The 18,330-nt window shown below is 64.8% G+C and carries 18 protein-coding genes; 9 read left to right on the forward strand and 9 right to left on the reverse strand.

What is annotated here, in order from left to right:
* Window positions 1-5: 5 nt before the first annotated feature.
* Entirely contained in the window at window positions 6-1,202 is a 1,197-nt protein-coding gene (locus SPBM01_RS16050) for an acetyl-CoA C-acetyltransferase (protein WP_188062608.1), read from the forward strand.
* On the opposite strand, the gene SPBM01_RS16055 is transcribed toward SPBM01_RS16050, so the two are convergent.
* Window positions 1,169-2,062 carry a DMT family transporter gene (locus tag SPBM01_RS16055; protein ID WP_262504216.1) on the reverse strand — a complete coding sequence of 298 codons (894 nt, stop codon included), beginning with the start codon at window positions 2,060-2,062 and terminating at the stop codon, window positions 1,169-1,171. The genes SPBM01_RS16050 and SPBM01_RS16055 overlap by 34 nt on opposite strands.
* A 109-nt stretch (window positions 2,063-2,171) precedes the next feature.
* Between SPBM01_RS16055 and SPBM01_RS16060 the strand changes: the two genes are divergently transcribed.
* The 5 genes from SPBM01_RS16060 to SPBM01_RS16080 all read left to right on the forward strand — a co-directional run bounded on the left by SPBM01_RS16060 (window position 2,172) and on the right by SPBM01_RS16080 (window position 7,287).
* Window positions 2,172-2,555, forward strand: coding sequence for a c-type cytochrome (locus SPBM01_RS16060; RefSeq protein ID WP_188062609.1), 384 nt, complete (start codon window positions 2,172-2,174; stop codon window positions 2,553-2,555).
* 141 nt (window positions 2,556-2,696) lie between these two features.
* Window positions 2,697-3,950 (forward strand): CaiB/BaiF CoA transferase family protein, encoded by a 1,254-nt coding sequence (locus tag SPBM01_RS16065; protein ID WP_188062610.1) that lies wholly within the window; start codon window positions 2,697-2,699, stop codon window positions 3,948-3,950.
* Window positions 3,947-4,729, forward strand: coding sequence for an SDR family oxidoreductase (locus tag SPBM01_RS16070; protein WP_188062611.1), 783 nt, complete (start codon window positions 3,947-3,949; stop codon window positions 4,727-4,729). The genes SPBM01_RS16065 and SPBM01_RS16070 overlap by 4 nt, the downstream gene beginning before the upstream one ends.
* A 12-nt stretch (window positions 4,730-4,741) precedes the next feature.
* A complete protein-coding gene (locus SPBM01_RS16075) occupies window positions 4,742-5,608 on the forward strand; it encodes an enoyl-CoA hydratase (protein ID WP_188062612.1) in 867 nt (288 codons plus the stop codon).
* Window positions 5,605-7,287, forward strand: coding sequence for an acyl-CoA dehydrogenase family protein (locus tag SPBM01_RS16080; RefSeq protein ID WP_188062613.1), 1,683 nt, complete (start codon window positions 5,605-5,607; stop codon window positions 7,285-7,287). The genes SPBM01_RS16075 and SPBM01_RS16080 overlap by 4 nt, the downstream gene beginning before the upstream one ends.
* A gap of 7 nt (window positions 7,288-7,294) precedes the next feature.
* On the opposite strand, the gene SPBM01_RS16085 is transcribed toward SPBM01_RS16080, so the two are convergent.
* The 8 genes from SPBM01_RS16085 to SPBM01_RS16120 form a co-directional block, all read right to left on the reverse strand.
* Complete coding sequence (locus SPBM01_RS16085) at window positions 7,295-7,792, reverse strand: carboxymuconolactone decarboxylase family protein (protein ID WP_188062614.1); 498 nt, start codon at window positions 7,790-7,792, stop codon at window positions 7,295-7,297.
* Window positions 7,793-7,795: 3 nt separating this feature from the next.
* Complete coding sequence (locus SPBM01_RS16090; protein ID WP_188062615.1) at window positions 7,796-8,968, reverse strand: acetyl-CoA C-acetyltransferase; 1,173 nt, start codon at window positions 8,966-8,968, stop codon at window positions 7,796-7,798.
* Window positions 8,969-9,041: 73 nt separating this feature from the next.
* The gene (cofC, locus tag SPBM01_RS16095; protein WP_188062616.1) at window positions 9,042-9,626 is read right to left on the reverse strand and encodes a 2-phospho-L-lactate guanylyltransferase; all 585 of its coding nucleotides are present in this window, start codon (window positions 9,624-9,626) and stop codon (window positions 9,042-9,044) included.
* Entirely contained in the window at window positions 9,623-10,564 is a 942-nt protein-coding gene (cofD, locus tag SPBM01_RS16100) for a 2-phospho-L-lactate transferase (RefSeq protein ID WP_188062617.1), read from the reverse strand. Before cofD ends, cofC begins: the two co-directional genes overlap by 4 nt.
* On the reverse strand, window positions 10,561-11,334 hold the full coding sequence (cofE, locus tag SPBM01_RS16105) for a coenzyme F420-0:L-glutamate ligase (RefSeq protein ID WP_188062618.1): 774 nt from the start codon (window positions 11,332-11,334) through the stop codon (window positions 10,561-10,563). The genes cofD and cofE overlap by 4 nt, the downstream gene beginning before the upstream one ends.
* 10 nt (window positions 11,335-11,344) lie before the next feature.
* On the reverse strand, window positions 11,345-12,010 hold the full coding sequence (gene npdG / locus SPBM01_RS16110) for an NADPH-dependent F420 reductase (protein WP_188062619.1): 666 nt from the start codon (window positions 12,008-12,010) through the stop codon (window positions 11,345-11,347).
* Window positions 12,000-14,411: a 5-amino-6-(D-ribitylamino)uracil--L-tyrosine 4-hydroxyphenyl transferase CofH gene (gene cofH / locus SPBM01_RS16115; RefSeq protein WP_188062620.1), complete on the reverse strand. Its 2,412-nt coding sequence runs from the start codon at window positions 14,409-14,411 to the stop codon at window positions 12,000-12,002. Before cofH ends, npdG begins: the two co-directional genes overlap by 11 nt.
* 47 nt (window positions 14,412-14,458) lie before the next feature.
* A complete protein-coding gene (locus SPBM01_RS16120) occupies window positions 14,459-15,169 on the reverse strand; it encodes a TetR/AcrR family transcriptional regulator (RefSeq protein WP_188062621.1) in 711 nt (236 codons plus the stop codon).
* Window positions 15,170-15,276: 107 nt separating this feature from the next.
* Between SPBM01_RS16120 and SPBM01_RS16125 the strand changes: the two genes are divergently transcribed.
* Genes SPBM01_RS16125 through SPBM01_RS16135 form a run of 3 tightly spaced genes read left to right on the forward strand, consistent with a single transcriptional unit; the run spans window position 15,277 to window position 18,313 of the window.
* A complete protein-coding gene (locus tag SPBM01_RS16125; RefSeq protein WP_262504217.1) occupies window positions 15,277-16,287 on the forward strand; it encodes a phosphotransferase family protein in 1,011 nt (336 codons plus the stop codon).
* A gap of 22 nt (window positions 16,288-16,309) precedes the next feature.
* Window positions 16,310-17,050, forward strand: coding sequence for an SDR family NAD(P)-dependent oxidoreductase (locus SPBM01_RS16130; protein WP_188062623.1), 741 nt, complete (start codon window positions 16,310-16,312; stop codon window positions 17,048-17,050).
* A gap of 36 nt (window positions 17,051-17,086) precedes the next feature.
* Window positions 17,087-18,313, forward strand: a complete 1,227-nt coding sequence (locus SPBM01_RS16135) for an acyl-CoA dehydrogenase family protein (protein ID WP_188062624.1) — start codon at window positions 17,087-17,089, stop codon at window positions 18,311-18,313.
* The last annotated feature ends 17 nt before the right edge of the window (window positions 18,314-18,330 follow it).

Consider the following 18,330-nt stretch of genomic DNA (forward strand, 5'->3'; position numbering starts at 1 on the left):
ATCCCATGCGCAGAGCCGCCATCGTCGCCCCGATCCGCACCGCCGTCGGCAAATATGGCGGGTCGCTGAAATCCATGAGCGCAGGCGATCTGGGCGCGGTCATATTGAAGGCGCTGGTCGAGCGCACGAAGATAGACCCCGAACGGATCGACGACGTGGTGTTCGCGCAAGGCTATGGTAATGGCGAAGCGCCCTGCATCGGCCGCTGGTCGGCGCTGGCGGCCGGGTTTCCCGAATCCATTCCCGGCGTGCAACTGGATCGCCGCTGCGGGTCCGGGCTGCAAGCGGTGATCGACGCAGCGATGCGGATCCAGACCGGCGCAGCGGACATCGTGATCGCGGGCGGCGTGGAAAGCATGTCGAATGTCGAATATTATTCGATGGACCATCGCTGGGGCGCGCGATCCGGCTCGACCCAGTTCCACGACCGGCTGACGCGCGGGCGGGTGATGTCGCAGCCGATCAGCCGCTATGGCGTGATCAGCGGGATGATCGAGACGGCCAATAACCTGGCCAGCGATTATGGTATCAGCCGCGAAGCGTGCGACGACTATGCCGCGATGAGCCATCAGCGCGCGACGGCGGCATGGGCAGCGGGCAAATTCGACGACGAACTGGTCCCGGTGGCAGTGCCGCAGCGCAAGGGCGATCCGCTGATCTTCGCGAGGGACGAAGGCATCCGCGCCGATGCAACGGCCCAATCGCTGGGGTTGCTGAAACCCATCGAAAAAAATGGCGTGGTGACGGCGGGCAACGCCAGCCAGCAGAATGACGCTGCGGCGGCCTGTCTGGTCGTGGCGGAAGATAAGCTCGAAGAATTGGGGCTTGAACCGATGGGCTTTCTGCATAGCTGGACGGCGGCGGGATGCGACCCGTCGCGCATGGGCATCGGGCCGGTGCCTGCGGTCGAACGGCTGTTCGCGCGCACCGGGCTGGGGTGGAAGGATATCGACCTTGTCGAATTGAACGAAGCCTTTGCGCCGCAGGTTCTGGCCTGCCTGAAAGGATGGGGCTGGGACGACCGGGACAAGCTGAACGTCAATGGTTCGGGCATCTCGCTGGGCCATCCGATCGGCGCGACCGGCGGGCGCATCCTCGCTACGCTGCTGCGTGAATTGCAGCGGCGCGACGGGCGCTATGGGCTGGAAACCATGTGTATCGGCGGCGGTCAGGGATTGGCGGCAGTGTTCGAACGCGCCTGATCGGGCGACAGCGCGATGATCGCGACGCCCAGCAGTGCGAGCAGGCCGCCGCCGATCATCCCGCCCGTGATCGGCGTGGAAAAATACAGCGACGCAGACATAGTCGACAGTAGCGGCGAAGCGAGCATGAAGGGCATGACGGTAGAGATCGGATAGCGTTGCAGCAGCCATGCCAATGCGCCCTGCCCCAATAGTGTCGCGCCGATGCAAGTGAACGCGAACCAGCCGACTGCATCCCCCCTTACATGGGCCAAACCAGCAATGGCAGGGCGCTCCAGCAACAAGGCAAAGGGGATCAGCATGACTGCGCCCATCAGGCCGTTCCATGCCTGCCCGTTCATCACGCTGACCCCGGCCAGTTTGCGCTGGACCAATGTGGCGCCACCCCACACGAGCGCGGCGGCCGTCATGACCAGCAGCGCGGGCAGTTCCGACCCGATATGCGGATCGAACCCCAGTGTCGCGACCCCGGCAAAGGCCAGCAGCACGCCCGCCACCTTACGCCGGTTGAGCCGTTCGCCCAGCAGCAGCGCGCCGAGCAGCAGCGAGAAAGGCACGCTCAACTGACCCGCGATCGCCAGCACCCCGACATTGGTTGCCATCGACAGGGCCAGATTGAGCAGCAGCAGGAACAGCCCGCCATTGAGGAAGCCGTAGAGCATCAGCCACCCGGTGCGCCCCGGCAAAGTCCGCAGCGCAGGCGCGCACAGCAGGAATACGACGCCCATACGGAGCGCACCCGACAGGAAGGGCGCGCTGGCATCCACCACCACCTTCATCGCGATGACATTCAGCGCGAACAGGATATTGGCGAGCAACAGGAACGCCATGGCGCGGGGTCCGAAACGGACGGGTTCCAAGTCAATCCTCCCAAACAGTCTTCAAACGCCATTCACAATCGGGCCGCTATAGCCAGAACATTGCACATGCGTATAGAATCAGACGCAATATACAAGGACGAGGACAAGGATGACGATCGCTTATAAACTGACCAGTATCGCGCTGGCCGTCGCTGCCGTCGGGAGCATCTCCACACACGCGCAAGTCGGGGACGCGACAAAGGGCAAGGCCGTGTTCGCGCGCTGCGCGCTATGCCATGACGTAAAGCCCGGCCCCAAGAAAATGGGACCGAACCTGTCGGGCCTGTTCGGCCGCACATCGGGAACGACCGCAGGCTTTGCCTATTCCCCGGCGATGCAGAAGGCGAAGATTCGCTGGGACGTCAAAACACTCGACGCTTTCCTGACCAAACCGACAGGCGTGGTGCCGGGCAACCGCATGGCCTTTGCCGGACTGCCCAATGCCGCCGACCGTGCCAACCTGATCGCTTATCTGAAGACGGAAGCGAAATAGCGATCAAAAGTATCCACCAGTGCAATAATTCTTGTGCTGCTTGCCTGTACCCGCTATCTGTTCGATCACAAGATGCGACACAGCGCGGGGACGGGAGCGGATGCGAGTCTTTGAGGATATGATGGCAAGGACGGCGCAGCCATGAGCGGCCGGGCGCTGGACGGCATAAAGGTGCTGGATTTGTCGCGCGTGCTGGCTGGCCCATGGTCGACGCAGATATTGGCCGATTTCGGCGCGGACGTGATCAAGATCGAGCTGCCCGGCGCGGGCGACGACACGCGCGCATGGGGGCCACCCTATCTGACCGGCGCAGATGGCGCGCCGGAAATCGGCACCAGCGCTTATTATCTCGCCTGCAATCGCAACAAGCGATCCGCCGCAATCAACCTGGCGAAGCCGGAAGGTGCGGCGCTGATCCGCAAACTCGCCGCGCAGGCCGATATATTGGTCGAGAATTTCAAGGTCGGCGGCCTGAAGAAATATGGCCTTGATTATGACAGCCTGCACACGCTGAATCCGCGCCTCGTCTATTGCTCCATCACCGGCTTTGGCCAGACCGGTCCCTATGCCGACCGAGGCGGCTATGATTTCGTGGCGCAGGGCATGGGCGGTTTCATGAGCATCACCGGCGATGAGAATGGCGGGCCACTCCGCGCAGGGGTCGCCATGGCGGACCTGTCCACTGGCATGTTCGCTACCGTCAGCATCATGATGGCGCTGCGCCACGCCGAACGCACGGGTGAAGGGCAACAGATCGACGTGTCGCTGCTCGACACCCAGATTGCGATGCTGGCCAATCAGGGGATGAATTATCTGGTCGGGGGCATCGTGCCGGGGCGGCTGGGCAATCGCCATCCGACCGTGGTTCCGTACAAGACGTTCGAGGTTGCCGACGGCATCATGATCATCGCCATCGGCAATGACCGCCAGTTTCGAGCCTTCTGCACGGAAATGGGGCATCCCGACCTTGGCACCGATCCACGTTTTGCCACCAGCGCGGCCCGGCTGACCAACCGCGACGCCATCGAAGCGATCGTGCAGGACATCGTCCGCCCCTTCCGGCGCGACGATCTGATGCCCCGGTTCGTGGCCAAGGGCATCCCCGCCGGGCCGGTCAACACGATCGAGGATGTGTTCAACGACCCGTTCGTAGAGGCGCGACAGACCGTGCATCGCTTTGCGCGCGCGGAGGATGGCGTGGAGATCCCCACGGTTGCCTATCCGGGCAAACTGTCCGCCACACCCGCCGATTACCGATACTGCCCGCCGCGCGTGGGCGAACATAGCCGCGATATATTGGGCGAATGGCTCGGCATCGACGATCCCGCGCTCGACGCGCTGGCCGCCGATGGCGCGATTGCCCAACGCGCGCCCAAGCAAAGGACTGACACATGATCCTGAACGACACTATAGCCGCCATCGTCACTGGCGGGGCTTCGGGGCTGGGCGAAGCGACCGCGCGCGCGCTGGCGGCAAAGGGCGTGAAAGTCGCGCTGTTCGACTTTAACGAGGAGACAGGCAACGCAGTCGCGGCGGATATCGGCGGCAAATTCTGCAAGGTAGATGTCACTGACGAGGCATCGGTCGATGCCGGTTTCGTGACCGCGCGCGCCGCCCATGGGCAGGAACGCATCATCGTCAATTGCGCCGGCACCGGCAATGTCATCAAGACCGCGACCCGTGACCGGGAAACCGGCGCGATCAAGGCGTTTCCGACCGACCAGTTCGAACGGATCATCCAGATCAACCTGATCGGCACTTTCCGCTGCTGCGCCAAGGCGGCGGCGGGGATGCTGACGCTGGAACCGCTGGCGGACAATGCGCGCGGCGTCATCATCAACACGTCGAGCGCCGCTGCGCTGGACGGGCAGATCGGCCAGGCGGCCTATGCGGCGTCCAAGGGCGGTATCGTCAGCCTGACGCTGCCGATGGCGCGCGATCTGATGGGTGAGGGTATCCGCGTCAACGCCATCCTGCCCGGCATATTCGACACGCCGCTGATGGCGCGGGCGAGCGAGAAGGTGCGTGACGCGCTGTCCGCAACGGTCCCCTTCCCCAAGCGATTCGGCAAGCCGGAGGAATTTGCTGCGATGGCGCTGGCGCTGATCGAGAATGATTATTGCAACGGCGAATATGTGCGGCTCGACGGCGGCCTGCGTATGCCGCCGCGCTGAAGGAGAGACAAGATGACCGAGGAAGCGCAGCCCGAATATGTGACCTACCGGGTCGAAAGCAATGTGGCATGGGTGATGCTGAACCGCCCGCAATATAGCAATGCGCAAAATTATCGGCTGCTGGCGCAGTTGGACGATGCGTTCCGGCGCGCGGTGGAGGATGATGATGTGAAAGTCATCGTGCTGGGCGGCGAGGGCAAGCATTTCACTGCAGGTCATGACATAGGCACGCCGGAAAAGGACAGCCATATGGAGCGCGAGCGCGTCCATCTGTGGCCAAACCATCTGACGCGAGGCGGGGCGGAACGACAATATGTGCTGGAACAAGATGCCTATCTGGGCCTGTGCCGCCGCTGGCAGGACATCCCTAAACCGACCATCGCCATGGTGCAGGGCGCGTGCATCGCGGGCGGGCTGATGCTGGCATGGGTGTGCGACCTCATCATCGCGTCGGACGATGCCTTTTTTCAGGATCCCACCGTCCGCATGGCGCAGCCGGGCGTGGAATATTTCGCCCATGCCTTTGAATTGCCGCCGCGCGTCGCCAAGGAATTACTGTATCTGGGGCGACGGATGCCCGCTCAACGCGCCTATCAGTTCGGCATGGTCAACGAGATTTTCCCGCGCGAAACTTTGCGGGAGGAAGTGGCCAAGATTGCGGCGGAAATTGCCGAACGCAACAGCTTTGGCCTGACGCTGACCAAGCAGGCCGTCAATTTCGTCGAGGATCTGCGCGGCAAGCGGCAGGCGATGGATGGCGTGTTCCACATGCACCATCTGGCCCATGCCCATAACCAGTTGATGACGGGCAATCTGGTCGGTGGGCTGGATGCCAAGGCGATGGCCGCGGCGAACAAGAAGCAGGCAAGCGAGGGATGAGCGCGACGATGGAAATCGACCGCGATACGCTGGTGCTGGCCGATCTGCCTGCGCTGTTGGCGGGGACGGCGGATGCGGCGCAGGCGTTCGTCGCGGCGGCGCGATCGCCGGTCAGGGCGCGGATCATCGACGCCGATGGCAAAGTCGACCGCGTGCTGGCGGATGTCGAACAGCATATCGTCCATGGCTTTGGCTGGTTCGCTTCCTATGCGGAAATGATGCGGGAAGTGGCCAACTGGGCCGCCGCGCTCGATGCGGAGGGCAGTTTTGGAGAGATTGAGGCGCTGCTGTCGCAATTGCTGTTCGCCGAATATGGCGCGCAGATGCTGGGCGGCATCCCGATGAATCAGGGCGAAGTGATCCGCGCCACCGACCTGACCGATGATCTGTCGGCGCTGGACGCACCCGCGTTCCGCACGCTGGTGCGCCGGGGTGGCGGGCAGACGGTCAAGAGCGCGATCGCGCGCCATCTGGTCGAGCGGCGCGGCAATGCCACGCTGGAAAATTGCGGGTTGGACGACATGTTCGATATGGTGCGCGAACAATTCTTCGCCCTGTCGAACGAGAAGGTCGCGCCCTTTGCCCATGAGTGGCATCTTAAGGACGAGTTGATCCCGCTGCCGCTGGTCGAGGAGCTGGGTGCGATGGGCGTGTTCGGCATGACCATCCCCGAAACCTATGGCGGGCTGGGCATGGGCAAGACCGCGATGTGCGTGGTGTCGGAAGAATTGTCGCGCGGCTGGATCGGCGTCGGGTCGCTGGCCACCCGGTCGGAAATTGCCGCCGAACTGATCCTGACCGGCGGGACGGCGGAGCAGAAGGCCCATTGGCTGCCGCAGATCGCCAATGCCTCTATCCTGCCGACCGCCGTGTTTACCGAACCTGACACCGGATCGGACCTTGGCGCGCTGCGCACGCGCGCGACGCTGGCGGAGGGCCACTATCGGGTCAGCGGCAACAAGACATGGATCACCCATGCCGCCCGTGCCGATGTGATGACGCTGCTGGTGCGCACCGATCCGGCGACCAAGAATTACAGCGGCCTTTCGATGCTGATCGCGCCCAAGCAGCGCGGTAGCGTGGCCGACCCCTTCCCCACGCCCGGCATGAGCGGGGGTGAGATCGAAGTGATCGGCTATCGCGGGATGAAGGAATATGAGATCGGCTTCGACGATTTCGCCGTGCCTGCCGCCAATCTGCTGGGCGGGGTCGAGGGGCAGGGTTTCAAGCAATTGATGGCGACGTTCGAAAGCGCACGGATCCAGACGGCGGCGCGCGCGATCGGCGTGGCGCAGGCGGCGCTGGACATTGGCCTGTCCTATGCGCTGGACCGCAAGCAGTTCGGGCGGCCGATATTCGAATTTCCCCGCGTCGCCAACAAGCTGGCCATGATGGCGGCGGAAATCATGGGTGCGCGCCAGCTCACCTACTTTGCCGCGCGGCGCAAGGATGAGGACAAGCGCTGCGATCTGGAAGCGGGCATGGCCAAGCTGATCGGCGCGCGGGTCGCCTGGGCGGCGGCGGACAATGCGCTGCAAATCCATGGCGGCAACGGCTTTGCCACCGAATATGCGGTCAGCCGTTTGCTGGCGGATGCGCGCATCCTGAACATCTTCGAAGGAGCAGGCGAAATTCAGGCGCAGGTGATTGCCCGCCGCCTGCTCGACGGGGGCAACTGACGAGGGTTCAGCCCTGCCCCGCCGGGATGCGGATGGGGCAGGACTGGCTGATTTCCATCACTGCGTTCAGGCGGCCCAGCCCCAGCCATTTGGCGCAATGGGCCGCCAGTTCGACCAGTTGGTCGGGAGAAAAGGCTGTCGTCAATCTTCCCCAGAAATCATCGTCGAACGCGGGCTGTCCAACACAAAATCTCTTTGCAAAATCAATCGCCAATGCTTCAAGATGGCCATAATCGCCGCGCCGTTCCGCGACAGCGACATGGACATAGAAATCATTATTCAGCCCATGCCGCTCCATATCCTCGACCCGCGTGTCCTGACAGGGGATGCAGCCGTTGATGAGGGCGATGCGGATGCGGGCGGCTTCGCGGACGCGGACGGGCAAAAGCGCGCCTGCCTGCAATGTGTCGCCGAAGGCGCGGACGGCGTGGCCAAGGTCTGGGCGGAGCGACCATAGACGCGCGCCCTCCTCCCCATCACCGGGCGGGAGGGAGATGCGCGCCACGAGTCAGAGCCGTTCTATGATAGTGACGTTCGCCATGCCGCCCGCTTCGCACATCGTCTGAAGCCCGTAGCGGGCGCCGCGATCATGCAGGGCGCTGACCAGCGTCGCCATCAGCTTCGCCCCTGACCCGCCAAGCGGATGGCCCAGCGCAATCGCGCCGCCATGAACGTTCATCCGCGCCGGGTCGGCCTCCATCGCCTGCGCCCAGGCGAGTGGGACGGGTGCGAAGGCTTCATTGACTTCATACAGGTCGATGTCGCCCATCTGCATTCCGGCCTTCGCCAGCGCGCGCCGGGTCGCGGGGATCGGCGCTTCCAGCATGATGACCGGGTCGTGGCCCAGCACCGTCATCTGGTGGATGCGCGCCAGCGGGGTGAGTCCGTGGGCCTTCAGTCCCGCTTCATTGACGACCAACAGAGCCGCCGCGCCGTCGCAAATCTGGCTGGCATTGGCGGCAGTGATGACGCCGCCTTCGGTCAGCAGCTTGACGCTGGCAATGCGTTCCAACGTGGCGTCGAAACGGATGCCTTCATCGACGGCATGGACCATGGCTTCGCCTTCCGCCGAGACGACATCGAGCGGCACGATTTCCGCGTCGAACTTGCCGCCCTGAACAGCGGCAGCGGCCCGGCGATGGCTGTCGAGGGCATAGGCGTCCAGCATGTCGCGGGTCAGGCCATATTTGCGCGCCAGCATCTCCGCGCCGCCAAACTGGCTGAACGGAGTGTCGGGATAGCGCGCCTCGATACCGGGGCTGCGGTAGGTGCCGAAACCATGCTTGGCCGCCAGCGTCCAGGGCAGGCCCATCGGCACGCGAGTCATGCTTTCCACGCCCGCCGCGATCACCACGTCCTGTATGCCCGCCATGACCGTGGCGGCGGCAAAGTGGAGCGCCTGTTGCGAGGATCCGCATTGCCGATCGACATGGGTGCCGGGGACCGATTCGGGCAGGCCGCCCGCCAGCACGGCGTTGCGGGCGATGTTCGCGCCCTGCTCGCCACCTGGGCAGGCGCAGCCCATGACGACATCCTCGACCGCTGCCGGGTCGATCCCGCTGCGCGCCACCAGCGCCGCCAGCACCCGCCCGCCAAGGTCGGCGGGATGCACGCCTGCCAGTCGTCCGCCGCGTTTGCCACCGGCGCTGCGCGCCACGGCGGCGATATAGGCCTGCGCCATGCTCGATCCTCCCAATTATATCCTTTAATGCAGATTTTACCTATAGGCCGGATCACCGTCAGGACCAAGGCAATTATGCACGAAGGGGCAGGAATTTGAGATCGTCGGGTAGGTCGATATCCTGCGCCAGCCCGTGCCGGGCAATGACGGCCAGCGTCGCGCCGGCCAGTTGCGCCGCCCGTTCATGCGCCGCCCGGCTGCCCGGACCAAAAGCCATGGGGATGATGCCGGGGCGGACCAGCCACAGCGCATTGGTCCCCCGCCCCGCATGATCGGTGGCCAGCACGATGTCGGCGGTGCGGGCCTCTATGCCCATCGCCAATATGTCCTCGACGCTCAGCAGCGGCAGGTCGACATTGAGGACCAGCACGGGCCGGTCGGCGGGCAAACGCGCCAGCCTGTGGTCGAGCGCGGGGTTGTGGCCGTCCGCGCCGTCCCGATGGACGGTGGCACCCTGCTCACTGGCCAGGTCCAGAACATCGGCATCGGGGCTGATCACATGGACCTGCGCGCCGAGCGTCGGGTGCAGGGCCACGCCCAGCACATGGCGCAGGAAATCCCGGCCCAGCGCGGCCCGCTCCATCGGGGTCAGCACCGGCGAAAGGCGCGTTTTCCCATAGGCGAAGGACCGGACCGGGATCAGGATCGACAGGGTCATGGCCCGGCCTGTGCCAATGTCCGGGCAAAGGCCATGACTTCGCGCGCCAACCGTTGCTGGTCGGCAGGGTCGCGCATCAATATGTTGGTGCCGTGGAACGCGACGCCGACCGGCGCACCCGCGCCCAGATCGGCATCATCGACCACCAGCCCGTCGATCAGCCCGGCATAATGCGTCGCGACGGTGGCGGGCGTGGTCGGCAGGCCCAGTTCGCCCATGATCTTGGCCGCCGGCCCCTTCACCGCCTGACCCGCGATGAAGGGCGACAGCGCGACGCAGGGAACACGCCGCGCGGCGATCCGTTCGCGCATCCCCGGCACGGCCAGGATCGGCCCGATCGACAGGATGGGGTTGGAAGGGCAGAGGATGATCGCTTCGAGTGCCGGATCGTCCAGCGCGGCGAGAATTGCGGGCGCGGGCCGGGCCTGCGCCGCGCCCGCGAACCGGATGGCGTGGAAGCGGGGCGCGCATTGGTAGCGGACAAAATAATCCTGAAAATTCAGGTCGCCCCGGTCGCTTTCGATGATGGACGCAACGGGATCGTCGCTCATCGGCACGACGGCCTGCTTTATGCCGAGGCGCGCGGTGAGGTCCGCCGTAACGGCGGACAGCGGCGCATCACGCAGCAGGTGCGTGCGCAGGACATGGGTGGCAAGGTCGCGGTCGCCCAGATTGAACCAGTCCTCCCCGCCCAGATCGCGCAGGGCGGCCATGAACGCCCAGCTTTCATCGGCCATGCCCCAGCCGCGTACCGTATCGTTCAGGCCCGCCAGCGCATAAGTGACGCTGTCGATGTCGGGACAGATGGTCAGGCCCAGATGGGTGAAATCATCGCCGGTATTGACCGCAATGGTCAGCGTGCCGGGCGGCAGGATGGCCGCCAGCCCATTGGCGAGTTTCGCGCCGCCGACCCCGCCTGCCAGTGCCAATACGCTCATGGAAACAGGTCCAGCGCCGGTTCGCGGATCAGGTCCGCCGCGCACCCGCTTGCCGGGCCGCGCGCGATGCCGCGCGCCAGCACGACGGGGCGGCCTTCGCCCCCCTGCCCCATCACCAGCGACGCGGCGGCGGCAACTTCGTCGGCCAGCCCCAATTCGCTGGTCTGGAGCGGACGGCCATGCAGGTCCGGCACCCCGCGCAGGTCGAGCAGCCCGGCCATGCCCGCAACGCCAATGGCGATGCCGCACGTCCCCTTGCGCCAAGCCCGGCCCAGACTGTCGATGATGACGACAGCAATGTCCGCCCCGCTAAGAGCGGCCAGACGGTCGCGCAACGCCGCTGCGCTGGCGTCGGGATCGACGGGCAGCAGCAGGGCGACGCCATCGCCATCCTGCGCGATGTTGGACTGGTCGATCCCGGCATTGGCCAGCACCAGCCCCAGCCGGTGCCGCACCACCAGCACGCCGCGCCGCACCCGCATGACGCTGTCGGTTTCCGACAGGATCAGTTCGACCAGCCGGGCATCCTTGTCGCATTGTGCCGCCAGTTCGATCGCGCGGGGTGACGGCGTGACATCGGCCAGCCGCACCGCGCGCCCTTCCGCCTTCGACACGATTTTCTGCGCGATGACGATGATGTCGCCGTCGCGCAAAACCTGTCCCCCGCCATCCAGCGCGGCGATCAGGATCGCGCCCAGATCGTCCCCCGGTTGCACCATGGGGACATTGCCCAGGGCCAATAATGTCACGGCAGCCGGTTCGACGATCATGGCGTTATATTCAGACCCCCGTGATGCGGATGCCGGATCCTGGCACCTTGTACCGGCGATTGAGGGCGATCAGCACCGACGTCAAGCCTTCTGCAACGACCGAATTGCACAATGGCCCGGCATTCCAGGCGCGCAGGCCGATTTCCTGCGCCAGCGCGACGACGGTTTCGGCCGCTTCGCTGTCATCGGCGCAGACCAGCACGTCGCATTCGATTTCCTCGTCCAGTTTGGTCAGGTGATGGGCGCTGATATTCTGGAATGCGGACACGACGCGCACGCCATCGCCCAGCATCTTCTGCACCGCTTCGACGGCGGAGCCGCCTTCGGGCAGATGCACCCGGCTGACCTTTGGCGGGACGAGCGGGACCGTGACGTCGATCATTATCTTGCCCGCCAGCCCGGCGGCCACTTCGCGCGCGGTCGATTGCTGCGCCGCATAGGGGACCGCCAGCACGATGATGTCCGCCGCTGCCGCAGCATCCGGGTTGGCCGCGCCGCTGACCGCTTCGCTGCCAAGGGTAGCGTTCATGGCATCGGCCGCCTCCTGCGCCCGTTCGGCCGTGCGGCTGCCGATGATGACGCGGTGCCCCTTATGCGCCCAGCGCAGGGCCAGCCCGCCGCCTTCCTTGCCCGTTCCGCCAAGGACGGCGATCGTCGCCAATGTCTCATTCTGCATATGCCAACCTCTCCTGTTGTTCTTGTGTCGCGCGCCGCTTTTTGGGCGGAGTCAGGACCATGGGGGTAAGTTCCGCCGCAGCCATGCCGCGTGCGTGAATATCATCGGCGATTCCCGTGTAAGCCGTGCTGCGCTGGCGCGGGATCCTGTCGATCGACAGGATGAGCGCCTCCATGGCGGCGGGCGGCATTTCCTGCCCGTGCTGGGTGCCGGCCGCGCGGCTGATGCTTTCGTTCATCAACGTGCCGCCCAGATCATTCGCGCCCGATTGCAGGCAAGTCTTGACGCCTTCGGCACCCAGTTTCACCCAACTGGCCTGGATCGAGCGGATATGAGGGTGCAGCGCCAGCCGGGCGACGGCGTACATCAGCCGCACTTCACGAAAGGTCGGGCCATGGCGTGCCTGCCCGCGCAGGCCCATCGGCGCTTCCATATGAACGAAGGGCAGCGGCACAAATTCGGTGAAGCCCCCGGTGCGGCGTTGCAGGTCGCGGATATGGATCAGGTGGCGCGCCCAGTGGCCCGGCGTATCGACATGGCCGAACATGATCGTTGCAGTGGTGCGGAAACCGACGCGATGGGCGGTTTCGATCACTTCGATCCACTGGTCGGTGGTCAGCTTGTCCGGGCAAATGAGGGCGCGCACCTCATCGTCCAGTATCTCCGCCGCCGTGCCGGGCAGCGTGTCCAGCCCCGCCGCCTGCAATTGTCGCAAATAGGTATCGAGCGGCAGGCCTAGAGTTGCCGCGCCCTGCCACACTTCCAGCGGTGAGAAAGCGTGAATATGCATGTCCGGCACGGCAGCGCGCACGGCGCGGGTTAGGCCCAGATAGGTGTCGCCGGTATAGTGCGGGTGGATGCCGCCTTGCAGGCAGACTTCGGTGCCGCCCCTGTCCCAAGCCTCCCGCGTGCGGCGGACGACTTCTGCCAGGTCCAGGTCATAGGGTTTGCCGCGTAACTGCTGCGCCTTGTCGCCCTTGGAAAAGGCACAGAAGCTGCATTTATAGACGCAGATATTGGTGTAGTTGATGTTGCGGTTGACGACATAGGTGACGCAGTCGCCCATTTCCCGTGCGCGCAGCGCGTCGGCGCTTTCACACACATGGTCCATGTCCGCTTCGCGGGCGGTGAACAAGGTGGCGATGTCCGCTTCGTCCAGCAGATCGCCGTCCATGGCGCGGGTCACGATCCCCGCGATCGCCGGATCGACCGGCAAGGTGGAGGGGCGCAGCACGCGCGGTTCCAGCGGGATGCCCGGCGACCATGCGTCTTCCCGCGCGAAGCCAGCCGCATCGCTATGCGCCAGAACATGGCGGGTCATGGCCGCGTCCTGCCAGCGGTCATTATCTTGCGCATAGCCAGGATAGACCGGCAGGCGCGCGACCAGCATCCGACCCTGCGCCTCGGTCGCCATGCGCAGCCGTTCGACTTCGGGCCAGGGCGCTTCGGGGTTCACATGGTCCGGCGTGACCGGCGATACTCCGCCCCAATCGTTGATCCCGGCCGCGACCAGGCGCGGAAAGTCAGCCGCCGACAGGTTGGGCGGTGCCTGGATATTCATGTTCGGGCCAAGGATCAGCCGCGCGACCGCGATGGTCCAGAGCAGGTCGTCCATGTCCGGTTCGGGTGCGTCCGCCATCACCGTGCGCGGTTTTGCGCGGAAATTCTGGACGATGACTTCCTGAATATGGCCATAGCCATCATGCAGGTCGCGGATCGCCTCCAGCGCTTCGATCCGTTCGGTGCGGGTTTCGCCGATGCCGATCAATATGCCCGTGGTGAAAGGGACGCGCAGTTCGCCCGCCAGCCTTATCGTTTCCAACCGGGCGACCGGCTCCTTGTCGGGGGAGCGATAATGCGGGCCGCCCTTCTGGCACAAGCGTGACGACACTGATTCGAGCATCAGCCCCTGCGACACCGACACGCGGCGCAGCATCGCCATTTCCTCGCGCGTCATGACGCCTGCGTTGATGTGCGGCAATAGCCCGGTTTCGTCGCGCACCAGCGCGGCCATTTCGGCCAGATAGGACAGGGTGCTGCCATGGCCCAGCCGCGCCAGTTCATCGCGCGCGGCGGCAAAGCGCAGTTCGGGCTTGTCGCCCAACGTGAACAACGCTTCCGTGCAACCGGCCGCCTGCCCAGCGCGCGCGACAGCCAGGATTTCCTCGCGCGTCATATAGGCATTTTCGCCGGGCTTTGGCGGCTGGGTGAACGTGCAATAATGGCAAAGGTTGCGGCACAAATGGGTCAGCGGCAGGAAGACCTTGCGCGACCAGCTTTGCACCCGGCCATGACCCGCGTCGCGCAGCGCAGCGGCGGCGGCCAGCAGATCGCCCAGCGGTGCGTCGAGCAGCCATGCCGTCGCCTGTGCATCCTCGCCGATCCTGTTGCCTGCTTCCATCGTTCCTGCTCCATATATCTTTGTTCTGCTTGTTCTTTTCTGCGCGCTTAGCCGACCGGGCCAGGCGGATCATGGATCGGTTGCCCCATGTCCGCCAGCATCGCAGGCGGCAGATCGACCGGTGCCGACACCAGCGCCACCAGCGACTGGAGGAAATGTTCGAGGCTGACATCGCTGCCCCACATCGGATGATCCCGGCTATGATCGGCCAGCGCCCGCTGCCGCGCGGACAATATCGCACTGATATAGGCACCCATGAACACGAAGCGCTGATTCTGGAGCGCGGGGGTCAGATGCGGGGTCAGGCGGCGCAGATGATCGAGGCAGCGGCCATAGGCACGGTTCCACGCCGGGTCGATCGCGTCCAGCATCATGTCGCGGTGCGTCATCGCGAAAATGACGACGAACGGGACATAATGATCGTCCGGCAGCGCCAGCACGGGCCGCACCAATATGTCGATCACCACGCGAATCGTCGCCGGGCCACCCTGCGCCTCTATCGCGTCCAGCGTATCGTTGCGCGCCCGGTCCAGCGCCATCGCCCCGTCCATCACGAGGGCGCGGACAAGCGCTTCCTTCGACCCGAAATAATAGCCGACCGCGCCGTGATTCTTCTGCCCCGCCGCCGCCGCGATTTCGCGCACGGTAACGCCGTCCACGCCCCGTTGCGCAAACAGGCGCATGGCGACCTGCTTGATCTGATCGGCGGCGTTTCCCCGCATGGCATCATCGGCCTTGGCAAGTTGAAGTCTGACCATGTGTGCAATTTCTCATTGCAATCCACTTTCGTCAAGCGCATTATCCATTTGATCTAATCGACGGTCAACAGTCGGTAAAAGCGAGGGATGCCTAGGTGGAATCAGCGGTGGACATCGAGTCGCTGGCGCGGTGGATGGACGGACAGGGGCTTGGCTCTGGTCCCATCACTCATGTCACGCCGCTTGCGGGGGGGACGCAGAACATCCTGCTGCGCCTGACCCGTTCGGCGCGCGACTATGTGTTCCGCCGCCCGCCGCTGCACCCCCGCCCGACCAGCAATGAAACGATGCGCCGCGAAGCCCGCGTGTTGCGCGCGCTGGCCGATACCAATGTGCCGCATCCCGGCCTGATCGCCGATTGCGGCGACGAAAGTGTGCTGGGCGTCGCCTTCTATCTGATGGAGCCAGTCGATGGCTTCAATCCGGTGGGCCAATTGCCCCAGCCCCATGCCGGGTCACCGGACATCCGCCATGCCATGGGGCTGGCGCTGGTCGATGGCATAGCGGCGCTGGGCGCGGTGGATTATCGCGCGGTGGGGCTGGACGGCTTTGGCAAGCCCGACAATTTCCTGGGGCGGCAGGTCGATCGCTGGCGCACGCAACTGGCGGGCTATGGCGAATTTGCCGGCTGGACCGGGCCGGATGCGCTGCCTTCGGTCGCGATGGTCGGCGACTGGCTGGAACGGCACCGCCCGGCGGCCTTTACCCCCGGCATCATGCATGGCGACTATCACCTGGCCAATGTCATGTATCGCCATGACGCGCCGGGGCTGGCCGCGATCATCGACTGGGAACTGGCGACGATCGGCGATCCGCTGCTCGACCTGGGCTGGGTGCTGGCGACATGGCCGGATGGCAGCGGGGCCAGCACGGTGACGGTCACGCCATGGGACGGTTTCCCGGCGGCGGGCGATCTGGTGGCGCGCTATGCCGCCGCGTCGGCGCGCGACCTGTCGGCGGTCGATTGGTATCATGTCCTGGCTTGCTACAAATTGGGCATATTGCTGGAAGGCACTCATGCGCGGGCCTGCGCGGGCAAGGCGCCGCGCGAAACGGGCGACAAGCTGCACGGCCGCGCCATCCACCTCTTCGAACGCGCACAGGCGCTGATCCGCTGACATGCAGGAAGGACGCATCCCCTTGGGCAACGAACTCGACTTTACCGGAAAGACGGTGCTGGTGGTCGGCGGATCGAGCGGCATCGGCAATGCCATGGCGCAGGCATTCCGGGCGCGCGGCGCGGCGGTGCATGTGTGGGGGACGCGGCCAAGCGCGGCGGACTATGCAGGGGAGGAAGGGTCCGACCTTGAGGGGCTGGGCTATAGCCAGGTGGATGTCAGCGATGCCGCCGCCATTGCCGCTGCCCCGGTGCCGTTCGATGCGCTGGACGTGCTGATCCATTCGCAAGGGTCCGTCCTTTATCGCCGCAAGGAGTTTGCGGCGGAGGGATGGGACAAAGTGATGGCGATCAACCTGGATTCCATCCTCCATATCTCCAACCTGTGCCACGCAGCGCTGGCCGCCGCGAAGGGCAGCGTGATCGCGGTCAGTTCCATCGGCGCATTCAAGGCGACCTTCGCCAACCCCGCTTATGCCGCGTCGAAGGCCGGTGCGGTCAATCTGGTCCGCGCGCTGGCCATCGCCTGGGCCGGCGATGGCATCCGCGTCAACGGCATCGCCCCCAGCCTGGTCGATACCAAGATGACCAAGGTGACGATGGACAATGAAGAACGGCGCGACCGGGCATTGTCGCGGATTCCGATGGGCCGTTTCGGGTCGACGGACGAAATGGCGGGGGTGGCGCTGTTCCTCGCCTCGCCGCTGGCTGGCTATATTTGCGGGCAGACCCTGATCGTGGATGGCGGCCTGACGCTGACCTGACCGCTGCCCTTCCCCTTTTCCACAAGGACTATCCCCATGAATTTCGACTATTCCGACAAGGTGAAGGCGTTGCGCGCGCAGGTGACCGATTTCATGGACGCCCATGTCTATCCGATCGAAAAGGAACGGGACCATTTCCATCACGATCCGGCGAACCTTTGGAAGCGGTGGCCCGGAACCGAGACGATCAAGGCGAAGGCCCGCGCGGCGGGGCTGTGGAACCTGTTCCTGCCGCATGAATATGGCGCATGGAGTCCTGGCCTCACCAATCTGGAATATGCGCCGCTGGCCGAACTGATGGGCCGGGTGTTCGGCGCATCGGAATATTTCAACTGCGCCGCACCCGACACCGGCAATATGGAAGTGCTGGCGCGCTATGGTTCGCCCGATCAGCAGGAACAATGGCTGAAGCCGTTGCTGGCCGGAGAAATCCGGTCCTGCTATGTCATGACCGAACCGGACGTCGCATCGTCCGACGCCACCAATGTCGCCACCACCATCGTTGCCGACGGCGACGACTATGTCGTCAACGGGCGCAAATGGTGGATTTCCGGCGCGCTCGACCCGCTGACCAAAATCTATATCCTGCTGGGCCGCACGCCCAATGACGGCCCGCGCCACCAGCAACATTCGCAGATACTGATCCCCGCCGACACGCCGGGGATAGAGATTGTCCGCCCGCTCGACGTGATGAACGCGCTTCATTCGCCCAGCGGCCATGCGGAAATGATCTTCCGCAATGTCCGCGTGCCAAAGAGCAACCTGATACTGGGCGAAGGGCGCGGGTTTGAAATTGCGCAGGGGCGCTTGGGGCCGGGCCGCATCCACCATTGTATGCGGCTGGTCGGGCAGGCGCAGCGCGCACTGGAATATATGGCTCGCCGCGTCGACAGCCGCACGGCGTTCGGCCGCAAGCTGGCCGATCAGGGCAGCATACGGCAGGACATCGCCCTGTCCTTTTGCGAAATCGAACAGGCGCGGCTGCTGACGCTCAAGGCCGCCGACGCGATGGACCGACATGGCAACAAGGTCGCCAAGGATCTGATCGCCGCGATCAAGATCGTTGCTCCGCGCATGACCCAGCTGGTTGCCGACCGGGCGATGCAGGTGTTCGGCGGCATCGGCATGGGCAGCGATTTTCCACCGGCGCAGGCCTTCATGAGCGCGCGCTACCTGCGCCTGGCCGACGGCCCGGACGAGGTGCATATGGCGCAATTGGGCAAGCTCAAGATCGCCGAACTTTCCGCGCTGCCGCTGCGCTGAAGCACGGGCAAGGAGCC

The organism is Sphingobium sp. KCTC 72723, from assembly GCF_014280435.1.
Lineage (GTDB): Bacteria > Pseudomonadota > Alphaproteobacteria > Sphingomonadales > Sphingomonadaceae > Sphingobium.

Coding starts and splice junctions, on each gene's coding strand:
- SPBM01_RS16050 (WP_188062608.1), top strand. CDS start 6: ATGCGCAGAGCCGCCATCGTCGCCCCGATCCGCACCGCCGTCGGCAAA.
- SPBM01_RS16060 (WP_188062609.1), top strand. CDS start 2,172: ATGACGATCGCTTATAAACTGACCAGTATCGCGCTGGCCGTCGCTGCC.
- SPBM01_RS16065 (WP_188062610.1), top strand. CDS start 2,697: ATGAGCGGCCGGGCGCTGGACGGCATAAAGGTGCTGGATTTGTCGCGC.
- SPBM01_RS16070 (WP_188062611.1), top strand. CDS start 3,947: ATGATCCTGAACGACACTATAGCCGCCATCGTCACTGGCGGGGCTTCG.
- SPBM01_RS16075 (WP_188062612.1), top strand. CDS start 4,742: ATGACCGAGGAAGCGCAGCCCGAATATGTGACCTACCGGGTCGAAAGC.
- SPBM01_RS16080 (WP_188062613.1), top strand. CDS start 5,605: ATGAGCGCGACGATGGAAATCGACCGCGATACGCTGGTGCTGGCCGAT.
- SPBM01_RS16090 (WP_188062615.1), bottom strand. CDS start 8,968: ATGGCGCAGGCCTATATCGCCGCCGTGGCGCGCAGCGCCGGTGGCAAA.
- cofC (WP_188062616.1), bottom strand. CDS start 9,626: ATGACCCTGTCGATCCTGATCCCGGTCCGGTCCTTCGCCTATGGGAAA.
- cofD (WP_188062617.1), bottom strand. CDS start 10,564: ATGAGCGTATTGGCACTGGCAGGCGGGGTCGGCGGCGCGAAACTCGCC.
- cofE (WP_188062618.1), bottom strand. CDS start 11,334: ATGATCGTCGAACCGGCTGCCGTGACATTATTGGCCCTGGGCAATGTC.
- npdG (WP_188062619.1), bottom strand. CDS start 12,010: ATGCAGAATGAGACATTGGCGACGATCGCCGTCCTTGGCGGAACGGGC.
- cofH (WP_188062620.1), bottom strand. CDS start 14,411: ATGGAAGCAGGCAACAGGATCGGCGAGGATGCACAGGCGACGGCATGG.
- SPBM01_RS16120 (WP_188062621.1), bottom strand. CDS start 15,169: ATGGTCAGACTTCAACTTGCCAAGGCCGATGATGCCATGCGGGGAAAC.
- SPBM01_RS16135 (WP_188062624.1), top strand. CDS start 17,087: ATGAATTTCGACTATTCCGACAAGGTGAAGGCGTTGCGCGCGCAGGTG.